The following is a 17,888-nucleotide window of genomic DNA, read 5'->3' on the forward strand; positions in this document are numbered from 1 at the left end:
TAAGTCATACTCAATTGGTAAAAGTAAGTGATACCGAAGTTCCTGTTTTTGTTGAGGATTTACCTGCAAGTGAATTGGAAGTGAGTTGTGATGTGATTCCAGTTCCAATTGTTTTAACTGCTACGGATAATTGCGATACTAATATTACAGTGAACTACAGCGAAACAATTAAAAATCAAGAAACAGGATGTTCCTCAAACTATGTGATTGAAAGAATATGGGAAGTTTCAGACTGTTCAGGAAATAGCACAACTCATACTCAATTAGTAAAAGTAAATGATACCGAAGCTCCTGTTTTTGTTGAGGCTTTACCTGCTAGTGAATTGGAAGTGAGTTGTGATGCTATTCCTGTTCCAGTTGTTTTAACTGCTACGGATAATTGCGATACTAATATTACAGTGAACTACAGTGAAGCAATTAAAAATGAAGATGCAGGATGTTCTTCAAACTACGTGATTGAAAGAGTGTGGGAAGTTTCAGATTGTTCGGGAAATAGTAGTAGTCATACTCAATTGGTAAAAGTAAATGATACCGAAGCTCCTGTTTTTGTTGAGGCTTTACCTGCTAGTGAATTGGAAGTGAGTTGTGATGCCATTCCAGCTCCAGTTGTTTTAAATGCTACGGATAATTGCGATACTAATATTACAGTGAACTACAGTGAAGCAATTAAAAATGAAGATGCAGGATGTTCTTCAAACTACATGATTGAAAGAGTGTGGGAAGTTTCAGATTGTTCGGGAAATAGTAGTAGTTATACTCAATTGGTAAAAGTAAATGATACCGAAGCTCCTGTTTTTGTTGAGGCTTTACCTGCTAGTGAATTGGAAGTGAGTTGTGATGCCATTCCAGCTCCAGTTGTTTTAACTGCTACGGATAATTGCGATACTAATATTACAGTGAACTACAGTGAAGGAATTAAAAATCAAGATGCAGTATGTTCTTCAAACTACGTGATTGAAAGAGTTTGGGAAGTTTCAGATTGTTCGGGAAATAGTAGTAGTCATACTCAATTGGTAAAAGTAAGTGATACAGAAGCGCCTGAACTGGTCTCTAGTTTACAAGATATGACGATTACATGTAACGAAATTCTGGATGTTCCAGATTTAGTTTTTCAAGATAATTGCTCTCAAAATGTAACTCAAATCGACTTTACAGAAACGAATACTTTTGATGGAACAGGTTCAGATTATCAAATCATAAGAGAATGGACTGTTAAAGATGATTGTGATAATACAGCGGTTTTTACACAAAAGTTAACTGTTACTATTGAAGTAGTAAAAGAGGAGTTTGATGAAACAGTAGTGAAATGTATTACGGATGGTGATATTAATTTGAATGATTATCTCATCGATCAAAATACAAATGGAACTTGGGAAGTAACAGTTGGAGAAGCTATAATTACAAATGGAATATTTGATCCGTTAAATAGTGATTTGGGAGCGTATGAGTTTACGTATACCTCCGTGGATAATGGTTGTATCAAGGCATTTTCAGTTAACGTAGTTATAAATGAAGATTGTGGAGTATTTCCTTGCGGTAGAAATGATGTTAAAATTTCAAAAGTAGTAACGCCCAATCAAGACCAATGGAATGAATACTTTGAAGTGGTCGATGAATGTAGTTTCATAGCCGATGTACAATTGTTCAATAGGTGGGGAACAAAGATTTATGAGTCTAAAGACTATAAAAATAATTGGAATGGTTTAGCAACGAATACTTCTTTTGGGGGAAGTAAGTACTTACCAGCAGGAACCTATTACTACATAGTAGTTTTAAAAGATAGCGGATTAAAACCATTTACGGGAGCAATTTATTTAGGAACCAAATAATAAATCTAGGATGAAACTTTGTAAAAGCTTACTAATACTGTTAGTATACACAATCAATTCATATGCACAACAATTTCCACAGTTTACACAGTATATGTACAATACTATTTCTATTAATCCGGCATATGCAGGTAGTAGAAATGTACTAAGTGTTGTAGGTATTCATAGAAGTCAATGGGCAGGATTAGAAAATGGACCAGAAACGCAGACTTTATCTGCACATACGCCTTTAAGAAATGACAATTTAGGAATTGGAGCTACACTTATTAGAGATCAATTAGGGTATGAGAATTTTACATATGTGTATGGAGATTTTTCCTATACCATTAGTCTTAATTCTGAAACAAAATTAGCTTTGGGATTAAAAGCAGGCTTTACTCAATATAATTTAGATGAAGAATTATTAGTTTCTGAAGCAGCAGACCCCTTAATTGCTAATCTCACTAGTGGATGGAATCCAAATATTGGAGCAGGAATTTTAGCACATACAGATAAATGGTATGTAGGATTTTCTGCACCAAGATTAATTAATGTAGATCATAATCAATTTAAAATAGGGAATGTAGACTATGCAGTGGTTGATAGATTGGTTTACTTTTTAACAGGAGGCTATGTTTTTGATCTCAATTATACAGTTAAATTTAAACCTTCTTTTTTAGTAAAAGCAACTAATGGGGCACCACTTTCCTATGATATAACGGGTAATTTTTTATTCAATGAAAAGTTTTGGTTAGGAGGTTCTTATAGAATTAATAATAATACTGGAGCATTAGGAGCACTTGTTGATTTTCAAATTAACAAACAGATGAGAGTGGGGTATTCTTATGAGCATCCATTATCAGATATAAATACCTATTCTAACGGAACTCATGAGGTTCTATTAATGTTTGAGTTTAATAAAATTAATAGAGTTAAATCACCAAGATATTTTTAATAATGAAATCAAAAGTTGTTTTTTCAATAGCCTTATTTTTTACGATTACATTTTACGGTCAAAAAAGAGTTGCGGAAATCTTTTATAAAACGTATTCATATAACAAAGCAGCAGAGTTATATAGAGTAGTTTTAAAAAGAGGAGATACTAGTATTTCTGTACTAACAAGGTTAGGAGATTGTTATTATAATAATTCTAATGCTAAAGAAGCGCTGTATTGGTATAAGTTAGCTTCTAAAAATGAAAAGGAGTTTACGGATGAATATATCTATAAATATGTACAAGTTTTAAGGAGCATAGGGAAATATAAAGAGGCAGATACATGGTTTTTAAAACTGAAAAGAAAGTTTAGAAATTATGATCAAACAAATTATTATAACGAGTTAAAGGAATTAAATAAGAATACTATTAAAATTCAGAACTTAAATGTGAATACTAAATATTCTGATTTTGGAGGTTTTGTGTATAATAATCGTTTTTATTTTGCTTCAGCAATGAATGAAAAAAGGGAAAAGTATGACTGGAATGATCAACCATATCTCGATTTGTACGAAGCAAAGCTTATAAAAGACGAAGAATATATAAGTGTTGATAATACAATTCCCATTGTATCAAGCAAGGTAAATACTGATTTTCATGAGTCTAGTATTGCAATGACCAAAGACGGTAAAACACTATATTTTACTAGAAATAACTTAACAAAAAGAAAGAAATTAGATTACGATAAACAAGGAACTTCCAACTTAAAAATTTTTAAAGCTACTTTAATCAACGGAGTTTGGGATGCTATTGAAGAACTACCTTTCAATGATGAAGTATATTCAACAGGTCATCCAGCTTTAAGTCCAGATGAAAAAACGTTATACTTTACTTCTAATAAACCAGGAGGTTTTGGACTAACAGATTTATATAAAGTTACTATATATGAAGATGGAACCTATGGAAAACCAGAAAATTTAGGAAAACACATTAATACAGAAAAAAGAGAAATGTTTCCGTTTATAGCTAAAGATTCTACATTGTACTTTTCTTCCGATGGTTATAAAAATTTAGGACTATTAGATATATTCAAATCAAATTTTTTGAAAGACTCATTAGCTGAAGTAACCAATATTGGAGCGCCATTTAATAGTGGAGATGACGATTTTTCTTTTTTCATTGATTCAGATAATAAAACAGGATATTTTTCATCGAATAGAGAAGGAGGGAAAGGAGAAGATGATATTTATGGTTTTACTACTATCGAACAAAAACAATTCATAAGAGGACAAACATTTGATATACGCACAAAAGAAATTCTACCCAATACGTTGGTTTATTTGATAGGTTCAAGAGGTAAAGTCATAGATTCTTTAAAAACCAAAAAAGATGCTAAATATGAATTTGAAGTTGAGTACAATCAAAAATACGTAGTAAAAGCGAGTAAGAAGAATTATAAAGGAGCTTTAGAAACTGTATACACAAATACCAAAGAAGATATAGAGCAAGATTTGTATTTAACACCATTAATTGTTAATGAAGAAATAGTTGTAAACCCTATATTTTTTGATTTTAATAAATGGAATATTAGACCAGATGCAGCATACGAACTAGAAAAAGTTGTTGATGTACTTAGAAATAATCCTAAAATGATTATCAAAATAGAAGCACATACCGATAGTAGAGGTAATGATGCCTATAATATGAGGCTTTCTAATAAAAGAGTTAAATCTACTAGAGATTATATATTATCACGTAATATACAAACTCATCGAATAGTTAGCGCAATAGGGTATGGAGAAAGTATGTTGATTAATAAATGTGTAAATAATGTTGAATGTACAGAAGAAGAACACCAAGAAAACAGAAGATCTAAATTTATAATATTAAGTAGGTAACTTAAATACATCCCAAACACAAAAAGCGAATTATTTTATTAAATATTCGCTTTTTATTTTTGATAACTAAAACTTTTAAAGTTGATATTTGATAATCAATCAAATTATTAATATTGAAAAGAATAAATCGAATTCACGTTAAATAGTATTACTTCTTAATAAAAATATTTGTAAAATACCATTTTCCATCAGAACTAACTGCAGCAGATACTTCAAAGTAATTATAATCACCTTCAATATTTTCTTTGTGTTTATCACTTGTTAACCATGCTTTTACTACAGATTCAGCAGAAGTATAGCCATAAGCAACATTTTCGCCTACCTCAATAGCATCAACATTATGAACTAAAAACTCCTTTCTCTCATAAAAAAAATCATGTGAAATAGCATTTTTATCTACCATGTAATTAGTATGCTTATGGGTTTGGGTTTTTATAGCATTCAATACATTAAGTGTTGAAAAACCATTTTCAGACCTATACTCATTAATAAGTTGCAGAATTTTTTTCTCTATCGGTTTGTTATTAATAATTGTTTGCACAGATTGATCTATCACTATTTCATCAGAAGATGAGCAAGAAATAAATAATACGACACAAAAAATTACAAATAACTTATTGGGGAAGTTATTCATTTTTTTCGGGGATGTACATTACACAACTGCAAATGTATAGTATTTATTTTTCCTTTTTTCAGGAAAATAACTGTTTTTTAATATGATATGTGTTTTGAGATTGTAACAAAACGAAGAGATATCCGTCTAATATATGTAACCAACAACAAAAAAAATGCAAAAAAATAAAGAATTATTAGCAGTAACACACTTAAGTCAATTATTGGATTTAGTTACTGGTATAGGTGGATTTATAGTACCCTTAATTTTATGGGCAATAAAAAAAGATGAAATAGAAGGAATGGATGAACATGGAAAAGCGATCTTGAACTTTAGAATTACAATGTTTATTTACTTTTTAGTATGTATACCTTTAATTTTATTCTTTGGTCTAGGACTTTTAGGATTTTTAGTTTTAGGAGTTTCTTATATTATATTTCCAATTATAAACGCAATAAAAGCGACTAATGAAGAAGAACCAAACTATCCATTTAGTATACAATTTATACATTAAAAATAAACACATAAAAAAATCCTTCAGGAAACTGAAGGATTTTTTTATGTGTTACTAATTCTATCATATGCAGATGAAAAAGCTTTAATTCCCTTTTTAGTAAGTGATGTGCTAATCATAGAAAATAATAGTTGAATGTAATATTTTGTATGATCCGTTTTAATTCCTGAAGGTAACATGGCAAAAATAGTTTTATCTACTACCCATGAATTAAATATGATTAATAATCCATGGATTTTTAACTTCAACTGTTTTTCATGGATTTCATGCATGTAACCATTCTCAATTAAAAATTGTGAAATCTTTAAAATAATACTGCTGTAAACCTTAGAACGTTCAATAGTTTTAGTTTTTATATCAAGGTATTTTATAGTTACATCATATCCATTTAAAAGAAAAAAACGGTACTTGTAAGTCAAGTTCATCATGTTTTCTAAACTTCTTAACATAAAATCAAACTCAAAAATTTCGCCCTTTAAGTTTAATAACGACTCATCTAACTCATCCATAAAATTTTGATGTAACCTAATTACAATGTCATCTTTTTTAGGAAAGTGATAACACAAATTACCATAACTAATACCAATGTGTTCACTAATTGTTTTACTGGATGTATTAGCATAACCTTCTTCATTAAATAGTTGTAATGAAGCCTCCAAAATTCGCTCTTTAGTTGTCATAAAATCAAAATTAGGCTTTTTAGCCTATTTTTTAAAATTTTTTTATATTTTTGAATTAGGTATAAATGCCTAATTAATCGAAAATCGTATAAAAATGAATGACACTTTAGCAAGAAAACAGGGAGGAGCCTTTTTAATTCAAGATACTAATACAGAAGAATTCTATACCACAGAGTTAATTTCTGAAGAAACAAAAATGATGAAAGATGCTGGAGAATCTTTCTTGAATACAGAAATTGAAAGTCGTTTAGCTTTTTTAGAAACTAAAGAAGCAATAGCTGAATCACCAGCATTAATAGAAAAGTGTGGAGAACTTGGTTTTTTAGGGTTAGAAGTTTCAGAACAATATGGAGGTTTAGACTTATCTTTTAAAGATGTACTTCATTTTACGGTTACTATGAGTAGAGGATATTCTTTTACAGGAGCTTTAGGTGTGCAAACAAGTATAGGTATTGCACCAATTTTTTTGTACGGAACAGAGTATTTAAAAGAGAAATATTTAACGGAAATGATAGCAGGTAAACTCTTATCTGCATTTGCATTAACAGAACCCAACGCAGGTAGTGATGCTAATGCGGGTAAGACAAAAGCAACTATTAATGAGGAAGGGAATTATGTGATAAATGGACAAAAAGCATGGATTTCAAACGCAGGAATTGCTGATTTATTTATCGTTTTTGCTAAGATTGAAGATGATAAAAATTTGTCTGCGTTTGTAGTTGAGAAGGCTTTTGGAGGCATTACTATAGGGCCAGAAGAACAAAAGATGGGATTTTCAGGGTGGAGTACCTGTCAAGTATTTTTTGAAGACGTTGTTGTGCCTAAAGAACAATTACTAGGCGAACGTAATAAAGGTCTAAAAATAGCTTTGAATACTTTAAATACAGGAAGAATTAAACTAGGAGCATCTTGTATTGGTGTAGGAAAAAAGGCGTTAACACATGCAGTAGAGTATGCAAAACAACGTGAACAATTCGGAGTATCTATCAGTAGTTTTGGTGCCATTCAAGATAAAATAGCTAGAATGCAAGCATATATTTTTGCTAATGAAGCCATAGTTTTTAGACTAGGTAATGATATTGATCTATTGAGAGAACAAATGCAAAAGCAAGGCAACGATTTTTCTGAAGCAAAGATTAATTCGCTAAAGGAATTTAGTATAGAAAGTGCTATTATAAAAGTATACGGTTCAGAAGTACAAGATTATATTGTAGATCAGGCTGTTCAGATTTATGGAGGTATGGGATTCTCTGCAGAATCTCCGGTTGAAAAACTATACAGAGCCGTACGAATAAGTAGGATTTATGAAGGAACTAATGAAATCAATAGACTTGTAATCATTAAAGAATTTGTCAAGAAAGGAATGAAAGGCGAGTTAGATATTTTCACGCCATTCATAGAAATTTCAGAAAATTTAGAAGAAGAACTACCAGATTTTAATACGAATGTAATAGATCAATATCAAAGGTTTGTAAAGAGTTTAAAATCGATTTCAGCTTTTATATCTGGTGTTTGCTTTCAAAAGTTTATGAGTCAGCTAGAAAAGGAGCAGGAGATCGCAATGCATATTTCGGATTTATTAATTAATCTCTACGTTTTAGAAAGTACATTATTAAGAATTAAAAAGTTAAAACAACTGAATCTATTGCAAGAAGAATATCATGTAGCGGTTTTAAGAACTATTGGTTTTGATGTCTTTACAAAAGTGTCTAATACTATTAATGAGCTAGTAGTATCTTTTGATTCTGAAAAAGAAGTAGCTACAATTATTAAAGCTTGGGATAAATATATGAAGTTACCTCATGCAAATATTAAAGAAGAAAGAAGAAAAATAGCAAAACATGTTATCACAGAAGGTGTAAATTAATATAAAATAATGAAAGTAGGAGTTGTATTTTCAGGAGGAGGAGCTTTAGCTACAGCACATTTAGGATTATTAAAAGTATTAGAAGAACAAAACATAAAGCCCACTTTTTTTTCAGGAAACAGTGCTGGTGCATTAATTTCTGTATTATATGCTTACGGATTTTCTATTGAAGAAATTCTGGAGCTTATTATAAAAGAAGATTGGTTAGCTGTTCCTTTTCAAAAGTTAAAAGAAAAACGGATTTTAGAAGTAGATGATATGTTTGATAGTTTTAAAAAATACTTACCAGAAACGTTCAAATCAGATAATGTATTTATTTCAGCAACAGATATCGATTCAGGAGAAGTGGTTACGTATAATTCAGGAGATTTAAAAACTGTTTTAAAAGCTTCAGTAGCCTTGTCTTCCTTTTTTAAACCTGTTGAATATTTAGGCAAAAATCTAGTAGATAGCGCTTTGTTAGACAACTTCCACGTAGCACCATTACAAGATAAATGTGATGTAATTTATGGTAGTTATGCAATTCCAATGACACCATATACTTTTGAACAGGAAGCCAATACTCAACAGTTAATTAATCGATTATTTGCAATTAACGGATACCAAAGAGCAAAACAAAAATTTAATAAATGTGATTACATATTAGATCATCAACATCTAAATGAATTTAAGGTACTAGATAAAGACAAACTAAGAATAATTTATGAAAAAAGTTATCAATATTGTAAGCGTCAACTAGAACAAGTAAAGGTATAATTATTTTCGAATAAAAATATTAGTGTAATACCATCTACCATTACTGTTTTGTTTAGCAGTTAAATTGAAATGGGTAAAATTACCTTCAATATTTTTTCGATGTCCATCACTATTAATCCAACCTGTTACTACCGATTGTGCAGTATTATAACCAACGGCAACATTTTCCCCAATATTTTTTGCACCAGCATTATCAGACAAGTATTTACCACGATCGCTAAAATTAGCATGAGAAATAGCTCCGGCACTAATCATGTAATCTGTATGTTTATCGGTTTGTGATTTTATAATGTCCAATACTTCTAGTTTAGCTAAACCTTTGCTAGCTCTATGATTGTTTAATAATTGTAAAATTTGACCTTCATAACTAGCATCGGTTCCTACATTTGTATCTGGATTTTCATTTACTCCATCAATCTGGGGATCTTCAGATGTACAAGAAACCATTAAAAAAACTGAAAAAATAAATAGATATTTACGTAAAATCATAGTAAGGGTATTATATCGCTTGTTTTATAAAATCTTCATATTCATAAAAGAATAACTCAAATTGAGACATAGTATCTACAAAAAACTCATAGCAATCACGCCATGTATTTTTATTATGAATACTAAATTTCTTTTCATGTAAAACGTAGATTCTATGGATATATTTTCCACTTTCTAATTGAAATGCATTATCGAATATAACTTCAGGTAAATATTCAGTTTCTAATATTTTTTTTAGAGAGAGTAACTGATCATATAACAATTCATTAGCCACTTCTTCAGGATGTTCAAAATCTAAACACACAAAAGCCTTTTTTCGATCTGCTTGGAATTTGAATGAAAAACCTTTGATTTTAGTATTATATAATAACCATTTTCTAGGAAAAGACTTCCCAAAGCTGGTCCAAAATTCTTTTCGTAAACGAGCCGATTCTTCCTTACTAAACATATTTTTTCAGTTATCAATTATCAATAAACAATTAGACTTGCGATTGATAATTGTTTATTGATCATTGTACTATCCGTGTACTTTGGCAGAAGTTCCTCTATTTTTCATCATTTCAGCTTCAAAAGCTAACAAGTCATTCCACTTTTGATCTACAATTTCTCTATCCATATACTTTCTAGCATAGCCTAAAAATAAAGTATAGTGATTTGCTTCAGAAATCATTAAATCTTTGTAGAACTCTGATAATTGTTCATCTTCCATATTATCAGCAAACACCTTAAATCGTTCACAACTTCTAGCTTCAATCAAAGCAGCAACTAACAAACGATGTATTAAAGCTTCTGTTCTATCAGGAGTTTTAGGAAAAAAACCTTGTAATTTAAGCGCATAATCGTTTTTTGTAGCCTGACCTAAAACCATACCTCTGTCTACCATTAAATTATGAACCATTCTAAAATGCTCCATTTCTTCAATAGCAATATCGCTCATATCTTTAACTAAAGCGGTTTCTTCAGAGTAATTTATAATAATAGATACGGCATTACTTGCAGCTTTTTGTTCGGCAAAAGCATGATCCGTTAATAATTGTTGTAACCCGTTTTTAGCAACATCAACCCAAGAAGTTTCTGTGTCAAATTGAAGACCTAGCATGAAATTAAACTTTTAAAGTGCAAATTTAGCAAAAGCATAAACGAATATAGAACAGTCTCGGTCAAATTTTTGAAATGTAAAATTAATTGAACATATTTTATTAGCTTTGAATCTATTAATCACACTCAAAAACAATTAAAATTATGAAAAAGCTATGGTTCCTTTGTCTTATAATAATAGTGGTAGGATGTAAGAAGAAAGTAGTTACTGAAGAAAGCGATGTAAATGACTACAGTGAGTATATTAGTGTATATCCTGAAAAAGTAATTTCTGTAATACCAAAACTAGAATTTTATTTGAATAAAAAGGTAGAGACTGAAGAAGTCTCAGATGATGTGTTTACTGTTATACCGAGTGTGAAAGGAAAGGCGATTTTAACAAACAATATATTGACATTTATTCCTGAAGAAAAATTAGAGAATAACAAAGCATATGCGTTAACGCTACATTTAAATAAATTATACGGAACCGTAGAAAAAGAACTAAAAGATTTTACTATAAATCTTAAAACAAAACCATTACAGTTTAGAGTAGCCTTAGACGCACCCTCAATTTATGATAAAAATTGGTATTATGTAGAAGGATATTTTAATGCAAGTGATGTAATTGATAGTAAAAAGATAAAAGAGTTAATCAAGGCAAATTATAATGGTAAATCAGTAAAAATTAAGTTTGACGTTACAGAAGAGTATGCTAACAATATTCCTTTTAAAATAGATAGCTTAGAACGATTTGCAGATGATAAAATAGTAAATGTAAATTGGAACGGAGGAGGAGTGAACTCAGATTCAAAAGGAGAAAGAGAGATTGTTATTACTGGGAAATCAAATTTTAAAATATTATCCTTTGATATCGTAAATGATACTAAACAACGAATTGATATCAATTTTTCAGATCCGATTAATAAAAATCAAAATTTAAAAGGATTAATTCAATTTGTAAATACACAAAAACAGAATTTTACCACTAAAATTAATAATAATGTTATTAGCGTTTACCCTAAAGCTTCGTTTAGAGACAAAGTAGATATTGAGGTTTTTAAAGGAATAAAAAATACTGAAGGTTATACGTTAAAAAATAATGTGGAACAAACCCTTCATTTCAGACAGTTAAAACCGGAATTGAGCTTTATTAAAAGCGGAACTATTTTACCAAACTCGAGTAACTTAAAGGTGAATTTTAACGCAGTAAACTTAAAAGCTGTTGATGTTACGGTCTATAAAATTTATAAAAACAATGTACTTCAGTTTTTACAAAACAATAATTTAAATACTAATGGAAATCTACGTTATGTTGGTCGCCCCACAGCTAAATATACTGTAAATTTAACCAATCAAGGGGTAGACTTATCAGAACAAAATGCTTTTGCTGTGGATCTAGCTGATTTGGTAAAGGTAGAAAATGGAGCTATGTATAGAGTAGAGTTTTCTTACAATAAAGAATATTCTAATTATGTGTGTGATGGTGAGGTATCTTCAAGTACAATTGTATATGGAAAGAAAGAAGTGGATACTAGAGCGTACGATCAACAAAACAGAAGCAGAGGGTATTATTACGACGATGATTATGAATATTATAATTGGAATGAACGAGAAGATCCATGTAAAAGTTCTTTTTATACATATAAAAAAATTAGCACCAATTTATTAGCATCGAACTTAGGAGTAATTGTAAAAAAAGGAAATAACGATAAAACATTTGTAGCGGTTACAGATATTTTAAATACGAATCCAATAGCGAATGCTAAAGTAGAATTACTAAATTTACAACAGCAAGTAGTTTCCTCATCATCAACAAATAATGAAGGAATAGCGGTTTTTGAAGAAACGAAAGGAGGATTTTTTGCTAAGGTTTCTAATAATACAAGCACTACATATATGAAACTTAACGATGGAAATGCATTATCCATGAGTAAGTTTGATGTATCAGGAACAAAACTACAGAAAGGAATAAAAGGGTATATATATGGCGAACGAGGTGTTTGGAGACCAGGAGATCAATTGTTTTTAACCTTTGTTTTGAATGATAAAGCGAACCCAATTCCTGAAAAACACCCAATAAAATTTGAATTAATTAATCCACAAGGAAAAATTATAGATAGAAAAGTATTGCACAAGAACAGTCGAAATGTATACACTTATGCGCCAAAAACAGATGTAGAAGCCATTACAGGTGATTGGAAGTTACGTGTAAATGTTGGAGCAGCAAGATTTCATAAGAATTTAAAAATTGAAACCATCAAACCAAATCGATTAAAGATTAAGTTTACCACACCAGATCAGTTTGTAAAATCAGGAAAATCTATTGATGGAAACTTAGAAGTAAAATGGTTACATGGTGCTATAGCTAGAGGATTAGAATATGATGTAGAATCTAAAATTACACAAACAACAACTTCATTTCCAAAGTTTGGTAATTATACTTTTGATGATGTTACACGATATTTTAATACATCAAATACCAGTGTAGCTTCAGGAAAATTAAATAATGAAGGTAAAGTAAATTTTACTAAAAAATTGACTTTAGGTAGTAGGGCTCCTGGAATGTTGAAAGCTAATTTTATTACAAAAGTATATGAAAACGGAGGAGATTTTAGTACCGATGTTTTTTCAATGAAAGTCTCACCTTATACTTCGTATGTGGGATTAAACATGGCTGAAGAACAACAATCTAAAAACTATTTATTTACAGATCAAGAATACACATTCAATGTAGCTTCGGTAAATGAAGAAGGAAAAGGAATAGCTAATAATTTAGAGGTTAAAGTATATAAATTAAATTGGCGTTGGTGGTGGAGTTCATCAAATGATGGATTATCAAGTTATGATGGAACTACATTTCATGAATATCATACCAATAAAGATGTACAAACTGGAGCTAATGGTAAAGGAGCGTTCAATTTAAAAATAGATAAAAATGATTGGGGTAGATTCTTAATTAAAGTAAAAGATAAGAGAAGTAATCACGTATCTTCATCTGTAGTATATTTTGATTGGCCTTCATGGTACGGAACAAAGAGAGGAAGCCAGGATAAAACAAATGCTACTATGCTTGTGTTTACAAGTGATAAAGATGAATATAATGTAAATGAAAAAGCTACCGTTCGTTTTCCTTCTTCTTCAGATGGTAGAGCTTTGGTGACAGTAGAAAATGGTACGGAAGTTTTAGATCACTTTTGGGTAGATACTGAAGATAAACAGACCGAATTTAGTTTCCCGGTTTTAAAAACATATACACCAAATATCTTTTTGAATATCTCATTATTACAAAAGCATGCACAGACAGCTAATGACTTACCAATACGTATGTATGGTTCTATTCCAATTTTAGTAAAAGACCCTAAAACGAAATTAGAACCTGAAATTCAATTAGCTGATGAGTTAAAACCAGAAAGTACAGCTTCAATACGAGTAAAAGAAAAGAATGCAAAACCAATGACATACACCGTAGCATTGGTAGATGAAGGACTGCTAGATTTAACACGATTTAAAACACCAAACCCTTGGCAAACATTTTATGCAAAACAATCTCTAGGGGTAAAAACTTGGGATATTTATGATGATATTATTGGTGCTTATGGAGGAGAAGTGAATCAAATTTTAAGTATTGGAGGAGATGAAGCGGAAGCAGGAAGTAAGAATAAAAAAGCCAATCGCTTTAAGCCTATGGTTTCATTTTTAGGCCCCTTCACTTTGAAATCAGGAGAAGTGAAAACACATAAAATCAAGCTACCAAATTATGTAGGTTCAATTCGAGCCATGGTAGTGGCTTCAGATATTGTAAATGATGCATATGGTAGCGATCAAAAAGAAGCTTTTGTACGTAAACCTGTTATGGTATTAGCTTCATTACCACGTAAAATTACACCGCAGGAAACAGTTACTTTACCTGTTACTGTTTTTGCTATGAAACCTAATGTGAAAAATGTAAAAGTAACAGTACAACCAAACAAGGCATATAATATTATAGGGAATAATACACAAACTTTATCTTTTGATCAACCTGATGAGAAGATGGCATACTTCACATTAAAAGTGAATGATTTTAAAGGCATTGGAAAGGTCAGGGTAGAGGCAAATTCAGGTAGTGAAAAAGCATTTTATGAAGTAGAAATAGATGTGTTAAATCCTAACCCAATCAGTACTGAAATTAGTGAGATGGTATTAAAATCAGGAGAACAAAAAGTAGTTAATTTTGCTACTTTTGGAACGCAAGGAACGAATTCAGCTAGTGTTGAGTATTCTACAGTACCACCAATGAATTTTACGAGTCGATTAGAATATTTAGTTCAATACCCGCATGGTTGTGTAGAGCAAACTACGTCTAGTGTTTTTCCTCAATTGTATTTTCCAGAACTTTTTGAATTACCTCAAGAAAGAATAGCATCAATAGAAAGAAATATAAAAGCTGGTATTCAACGTTTATCTACTTTTCAACGAGGAGATGGAGGTTTATCGTATTGGCCAGGAGGTTCTGAGTCTAGTGCTTGGGGAACATCTTATGCAGGGCATTTTTTAATAGAAGCCGCTAAAAAAGGATATGCTTTACCTATTGGTTTTAGATCAAAATGGATTGGTTATCAAAAACGTCAGGCACGAAAATGGAGAAATAATAATACATATTATAATAATGCAGCATCTCAAGCATATCGTTTGTATACTTTATGTTTAGCGAATAGTCCAGATTTAGCTTCTATGAACCGATTAAGAGAAACCTCGAATATTTCTAATATAGCTAAAAGAAGATTAGCAGGGGCATATGGATTACTAGGGAAAAAATCAATAGCAAAGTCTATTTTAAATACATTGGGAGAAGATTCATACTCAAGTAGGTATTATTACAACTATGGTTCTGAAACTAGAAATAAAGCAATGGCATTGGAAACTTATACGTTAATTGGAGATGAACTAAAAGCAAGTAAGTTAGCAAAAAATATAGCTGAAATATTATCTAGTAATAAATGGATGAGCACACAAACCACATCTTATAGTTTATTAGCCATAGCGCAATTTGCATTGAAAAACGGTGCAAACGAAGGTTTGAGTTTGAAGTATTCTTGGAATGGAAAACAGAAGAATATAAATTCTTCAAAATCATTATTTGTAGAAGAATTATCATCCTTAAAAAAGGATAATAAAATTGAATTTAATAATACTTCAAAAGGTATTGTTTACATTCGATTATTCAATACAGGAATTTTACCTGTTGGAAAAGAAAAAATCATACAGAAAAACCTAGAAGTTACTACAGTTTACAGAGATAAAGAAAGTAATAGAATTGATATAAGTAGTTTATCACAAGGAACAAATTTTGTAGCTGAAGTTACCATACGAAATACTACCGATCAGAAAGTTGAAAATATTGCTTTAACTCAATATTTACCTTCAGGTTGGGAAGTAATTAATACACGTTTTACAGATTATGGAAGTAATACGAATTCTTCGAATGTAGATTATACAGACATTAGAGATGCGAGTATCAGTAACTATTTTACATTAGATAAATATAAATCTAAAACATTTAGAGTGTTGTTAAATGCATCATACCTAGGTGATTATTATTTGCCGGGCGTGCAAGCGGAAGCGATGTATGATAATGATTATTTCGTAAGAACAGAAGGACAATGGATAAAAGTGATTAAATAATTAATGAATCTTTTATTTTTAAAGGTCATGATTTCAAAGACTTTGAAGTTATTTAATTCCTACTAATTTATACAAAAGTAATGCGGAAATAAATCCAAAATACGTTAATACAGATTTAAGGGAGAATTACGTATGAGATAATTGTAGTTTTATAAGCATCAAATTGAAGTTATAATCATGAAAAAGGCAGTTTTTTTAATTATATTTTTTGGAGTATTTATTGCGTGTACTTCTAAAGAAAAAACAGATGCTGAATTATTAAATTTAGATAAAAGAAAGTTAGATAAAAGTTTAAATTCATATAAAGTATTTCCTTATAAGTTTGCAAAAATAGCGCTTCGATCTGCTGTAGTTAAGGACACAATTTCTGAAGAGTATCAAAAATTCAAAGTTACATTAGACAAAATTTCAAAACGTTTAATGAGTCATGATATAGAAAATCCAGATAAACTATCGATGTTAGATTATCTTAGGATCTACAGGGATTATAAAAAGATGGAAAGTTTTATCATGAAAACAGATGAAGATATTTTTCCAACGATCAGAGATGCACTACAAGTAGCTTACGGAGATTCTATAGCAAAAGCACAGCCGTTTTTTTCTGGGAAACAAAAAAAGATAATAGAAAGTTTTGAGCATTCTGTATTGAGTGCTATAGTAATATTGAGTAAAGATTTTGGCAAAGAAGTATCATTATATGAATGTTCTAAAACAGATCCTGATATACTACCAGATACAGAATTAAGAGCCTTGCTTAGTTTTTTTAGAGGTTTTTTATTTTTTGAAAAGAAACTGTACTATCTCTCTGAAAATGAGATTTCCAGAAACTTAACTTGGTTAGATGTTAATAAAGATGTCAACTTGTTTCATACGCGTGCTATGTTTCAATGGGGAGATTTAAATAATGAAGAAACACATATAGCGTTTCATGCAATTAATCATTTGTTTAGAGGTTTCGATAGGTTAATGATGAAGAGAGACATTGATGAAAAACGAGCTATAAAAGATTTTGAATCGTTTTTAAAAGATGCTAATAAAATTGGACTCAATAATGAGATTACTTGGTCAATAGAAACTTTTTTGTATTTGAAAACAGATGAAAAAGAAAAAGCGATAGCTTCACTAGAAAAACTAAGATCTAGCGTATTATTATCATCAATGGAAAAAGAAAAAATAAACGAATCTATTACCTATCTAAAGAATAGAGAATCAGGGAAGTTATTAAATGGTGTGTACGATAAGTTTTTCATAAGTAAAATAGCCACCAAGTATATGTTTTCGGTATTATCTAAAGTGGATTGGGAGAAACTATTTAAAGAAAACGATGTCCCTTACACAAAAGAGATGTTTATAGTGATTGATAACTTTAAAGAATTTATTGATAAACTAAATACATATGCATCTGCAGATGGATTAAAAGAAGCAGGAAAAGATTTAAAAGACAAAGGAAAAAATCTTTTAGAAAAGGCTAAAGGTTTAATAGAAGATTAAAAAATAAATTATTACAATTAGCGGAAACACATAACTTATAAGTTAATAGATAAAAAAAGCTGTCTAAAAATATTTTAGACAGCTTTCCTTTAAT

General features: G+C 30.3%; 13 protein-coding genes. 8 read left to right on the top strand and 5 right to left on the bottom strand.

The genetic code is table 11. The annotated features are described in order from the left end of the window. From BVC87_RS14930 to BVC87_RS14940, 3 genes are all read left to right on the top strand, one after another. A partial coding sequence (locus BVC87_RS14930; RefSeq protein WP_143569795.1) for a gliding motility-associated C-terminal domain-containing protein occupies window positions 1–1,829 on the top strand: 1,829 nt, incomplete at its 5' end. A gap of 10 nt (window positions 1,830–1,839) precedes the next feature. Then, window positions 1,840–2,763 (top strand): PorP/SprF family type IX secretion system membrane protein, encoded by a 924-nt coding sequence (locus tag BVC87_RS14935; protein WP_075343198.1) that lies wholly within the window; start codon window positions 1,840–1,842, stop codon window positions 2,761–2,763. Window positions 2,764–2,765: 2 nt separating this feature from the next. Further along, the gene (locus BVC87_RS14940) at window positions 2,766–4,640 is read left to right on the top strand and encodes an OmpA family protein (protein ID WP_075343199.1); all 1,875 of its coding nucleotides are present in this window, start codon (window positions 2,766–2,768) and stop codon (window positions 4,638–4,640) included. Window positions 4,641–4,788: 148 nt separating this feature from the next. Here BVC87_RS14940 and BVC87_RS14945 read toward each other — a convergent pair whose 3' ends face one another. Further along, on the bottom strand, window positions 4,789–5,274 hold the full coding sequence (locus tag BVC87_RS14945; protein ID WP_075343200.1) for a CAP domain-containing protein: 486 nt from the start codon (window positions 5,272–5,274) through the stop codon (window positions 4,789–4,791). A gap of 154 nt (window positions 5,275–5,428) precedes the next feature. On the opposite strand from BVC87_RS14945, the gene BVC87_RS14950 reads away from it, so the two are divergent. Next, window positions 5,429–5,767: a DUF4870 domain-containing protein gene (locus BVC87_RS14950; protein ID WP_075343201.1), complete on the top strand. Its 339-nt coding sequence runs from the start codon at window positions 5,429–5,431 to the stop codon at window positions 5,765–5,767. A 44-nt stretch (window positions 5,768–5,811) separates the two neighbouring features. Here the strand turns inward: BVC87_RS14950 and BVC87_RS14955 are convergent, their stop codons facing one another. Then, complete coding sequence (locus BVC87_RS14955; RefSeq protein ID WP_075343202.1) at window positions 5,812–6,447, bottom strand: TetR/AcrR family transcriptional regulator; 636 nt, start codon at window positions 6,445–6,447, stop codon at window positions 5,812–5,814. 94 nt (window positions 6,448–6,541) lie between these two features. Between BVC87_RS14955 and BVC87_RS14960 the strand changes: the two genes are divergently transcribed. Both BVC87_RS14960 and BVC87_RS14965 read left to right on the top strand, forming a co-directional pair. Then, the gene (locus BVC87_RS14960) at window positions 6,542–8,314 is read left to right on the top strand and encodes an acyl-CoA dehydrogenase family protein (RefSeq protein WP_075343203.1); all 1,773 of its coding nucleotides are present in this window, start codon (window positions 6,542–6,544) and stop codon (window positions 8,312–8,314) included. A 9-nt stretch (window positions 8,315–8,323) separates the two neighbouring features. After that, complete coding sequence (locus BVC87_RS14965; RefSeq protein ID WP_075343204.1) at window positions 8,324–9,070, top strand: patatin-like phospholipase family protein; 747 nt, start codon at window positions 8,324–8,326, stop codon at window positions 9,068–9,070. Here the strand turns inward: BVC87_RS14965 and BVC87_RS14970 are convergent, their stop codons facing one another. The 3 genes from BVC87_RS14970 to miaE form a co-directional block, all read right to left on the bottom strand. Further along, on the bottom strand, window positions 9,071–9,559 hold the full coding sequence (locus tag BVC87_RS14970; protein ID WP_075343205.1) for a CAP domain-containing protein: 489 nt from the start codon (window positions 9,557–9,559) through the stop codon (window positions 9,071–9,073). It lies immediately after the preceding gene. Between the two features lie 10 nt (window positions 9,560–9,569). Further along, a complete protein-coding gene (locus BVC87_RS14975; protein WP_075343206.1) occupies window positions 9,570–10,007 on the bottom strand; it encodes a DUF4268 domain-containing protein in 438 nt (145 codons plus the stop codon). Between the two features lie 69 nt (window positions 10,008–10,076). Further along, complete coding sequence (miaE, locus tag BVC87_RS14980) at window positions 10,077–10,658, bottom strand: tRNA-(ms[2]io[6]A)-hydroxylase (protein ID WP_075343207.1); 582 nt, start codon at window positions 10,656–10,658, stop codon at window positions 10,077–10,079. A 143-nt stretch (window positions 10,659–10,801) separates the two neighbouring features. Between miaE and BVC87_RS14985 the strand changes: the two genes are divergently transcribed. Then, entirely contained in the window at window positions 10,802–16,303 is a 5,502-nt protein-coding gene (locus BVC87_RS14985; protein WP_075343208.1) for an alpha-2-macroglobulin family protein, read from the top strand. Between the two features lie 177 nt (window positions 16,304–16,480). Continuing rightward, on the top strand, window positions 16,481–17,794 hold the full coding sequence (locus tag BVC87_RS14990) for a short-chain dehydrogenase (RefSeq protein WP_075343209.1): 1,314 nt from the start codon (window positions 16,481–16,483) through the stop codon (window positions 17,792–17,794). Window positions 17,795–17,888: the final 94 nt, after the last annotated feature.

Origin of the sequence: Tenacibaculum agarivorans, from assembly GCF_001936575.1 — a bacterium.
GTDB lineage: Bacteria > Bacteroidota > Bacteroidia > Flavobacteriales > Flavobacteriaceae > Polaribacter > Polaribacter agarivorans.

Bases quoted from the DNA above. Each gene is read 5' to 3' on its own strand.
- BVC87_RS14985 (WP_075343208.1), top strand. From the start codon at position 10,802: ATGAAAAAGCTATGGTTCCTTTGTCTTATAATAATAGTGGTAGGATGT.
- BVC87_RS14950 (WP_075343201.1), top strand. From the start codon at position 5,429: ATGCAAAAAAATAAAGAATTATTAGCAGTAACACACTTAAGTCAATTA.
- BVC87_RS14975 (WP_075343206.1), bottom strand. From the start codon at position 10,007: ATGTTTAGTAAGGAAGAATCGGCTCGTTTACGAAAAGAATTTTGGACC.
- BVC87_RS14945 (WP_075343200.1), bottom strand. From the start codon at position 5,274: ATGAATAACTTCCCCAATAAGTTATTTGTAATTTTTTGTGTCGTATTA.
- BVC87_RS14990 (WP_075343209.1), top strand. From the start codon at position 16,481: ATGAAAAAGGCAGTTTTTTTAATTATATTTTTTGGAGTATTTATTGCG.
- BVC87_RS14935 (WP_075343198.1), top strand. From the start codon at position 1,840: ATGAAACTTTGTAAAAGCTTACTAATACTGTTAGTATACACAATCAAT.
- miaE (WP_075343207.1), bottom strand. From the start codon at position 10,658: ATGCTAGGTCTTCAATTTGACACAGAAACTTCTTGGGTTGATGTTGCT.
- BVC87_RS14940 (WP_075343199.1), top strand. From the start codon at position 2,766: ATGAAATCAAAAGTTGTTTTTTCAATAGCCTTATTTTTTACGATTACA.
- BVC87_RS14965 (WP_075343204.1), top strand. From the start codon at position 8,324: ATGAAAGTAGGAGTTGTATTTTCAGGAGGAGGAGCTTTAGCTACAGCA.
- BVC87_RS14970 (WP_075343205.1), bottom strand. From the start codon at position 9,559: ATGATTTTACGTAAATATCTATTTATTTTTTCAGTTTTTTTAATGGTT.
- BVC87_RS14955 (WP_075343202.1), bottom strand. From the start codon at position 6,447: ATGACAACTAAAGAGCGAATTTTGGAGGCTTCATTACAACTATTTAAT.
- BVC87_RS14960 (WP_075343203.1), top strand. From the start codon at position 6,542: ATGAATGACACTTTAGCAAGAAAACAGGGAGGAGCCTTTTTAATTCAA.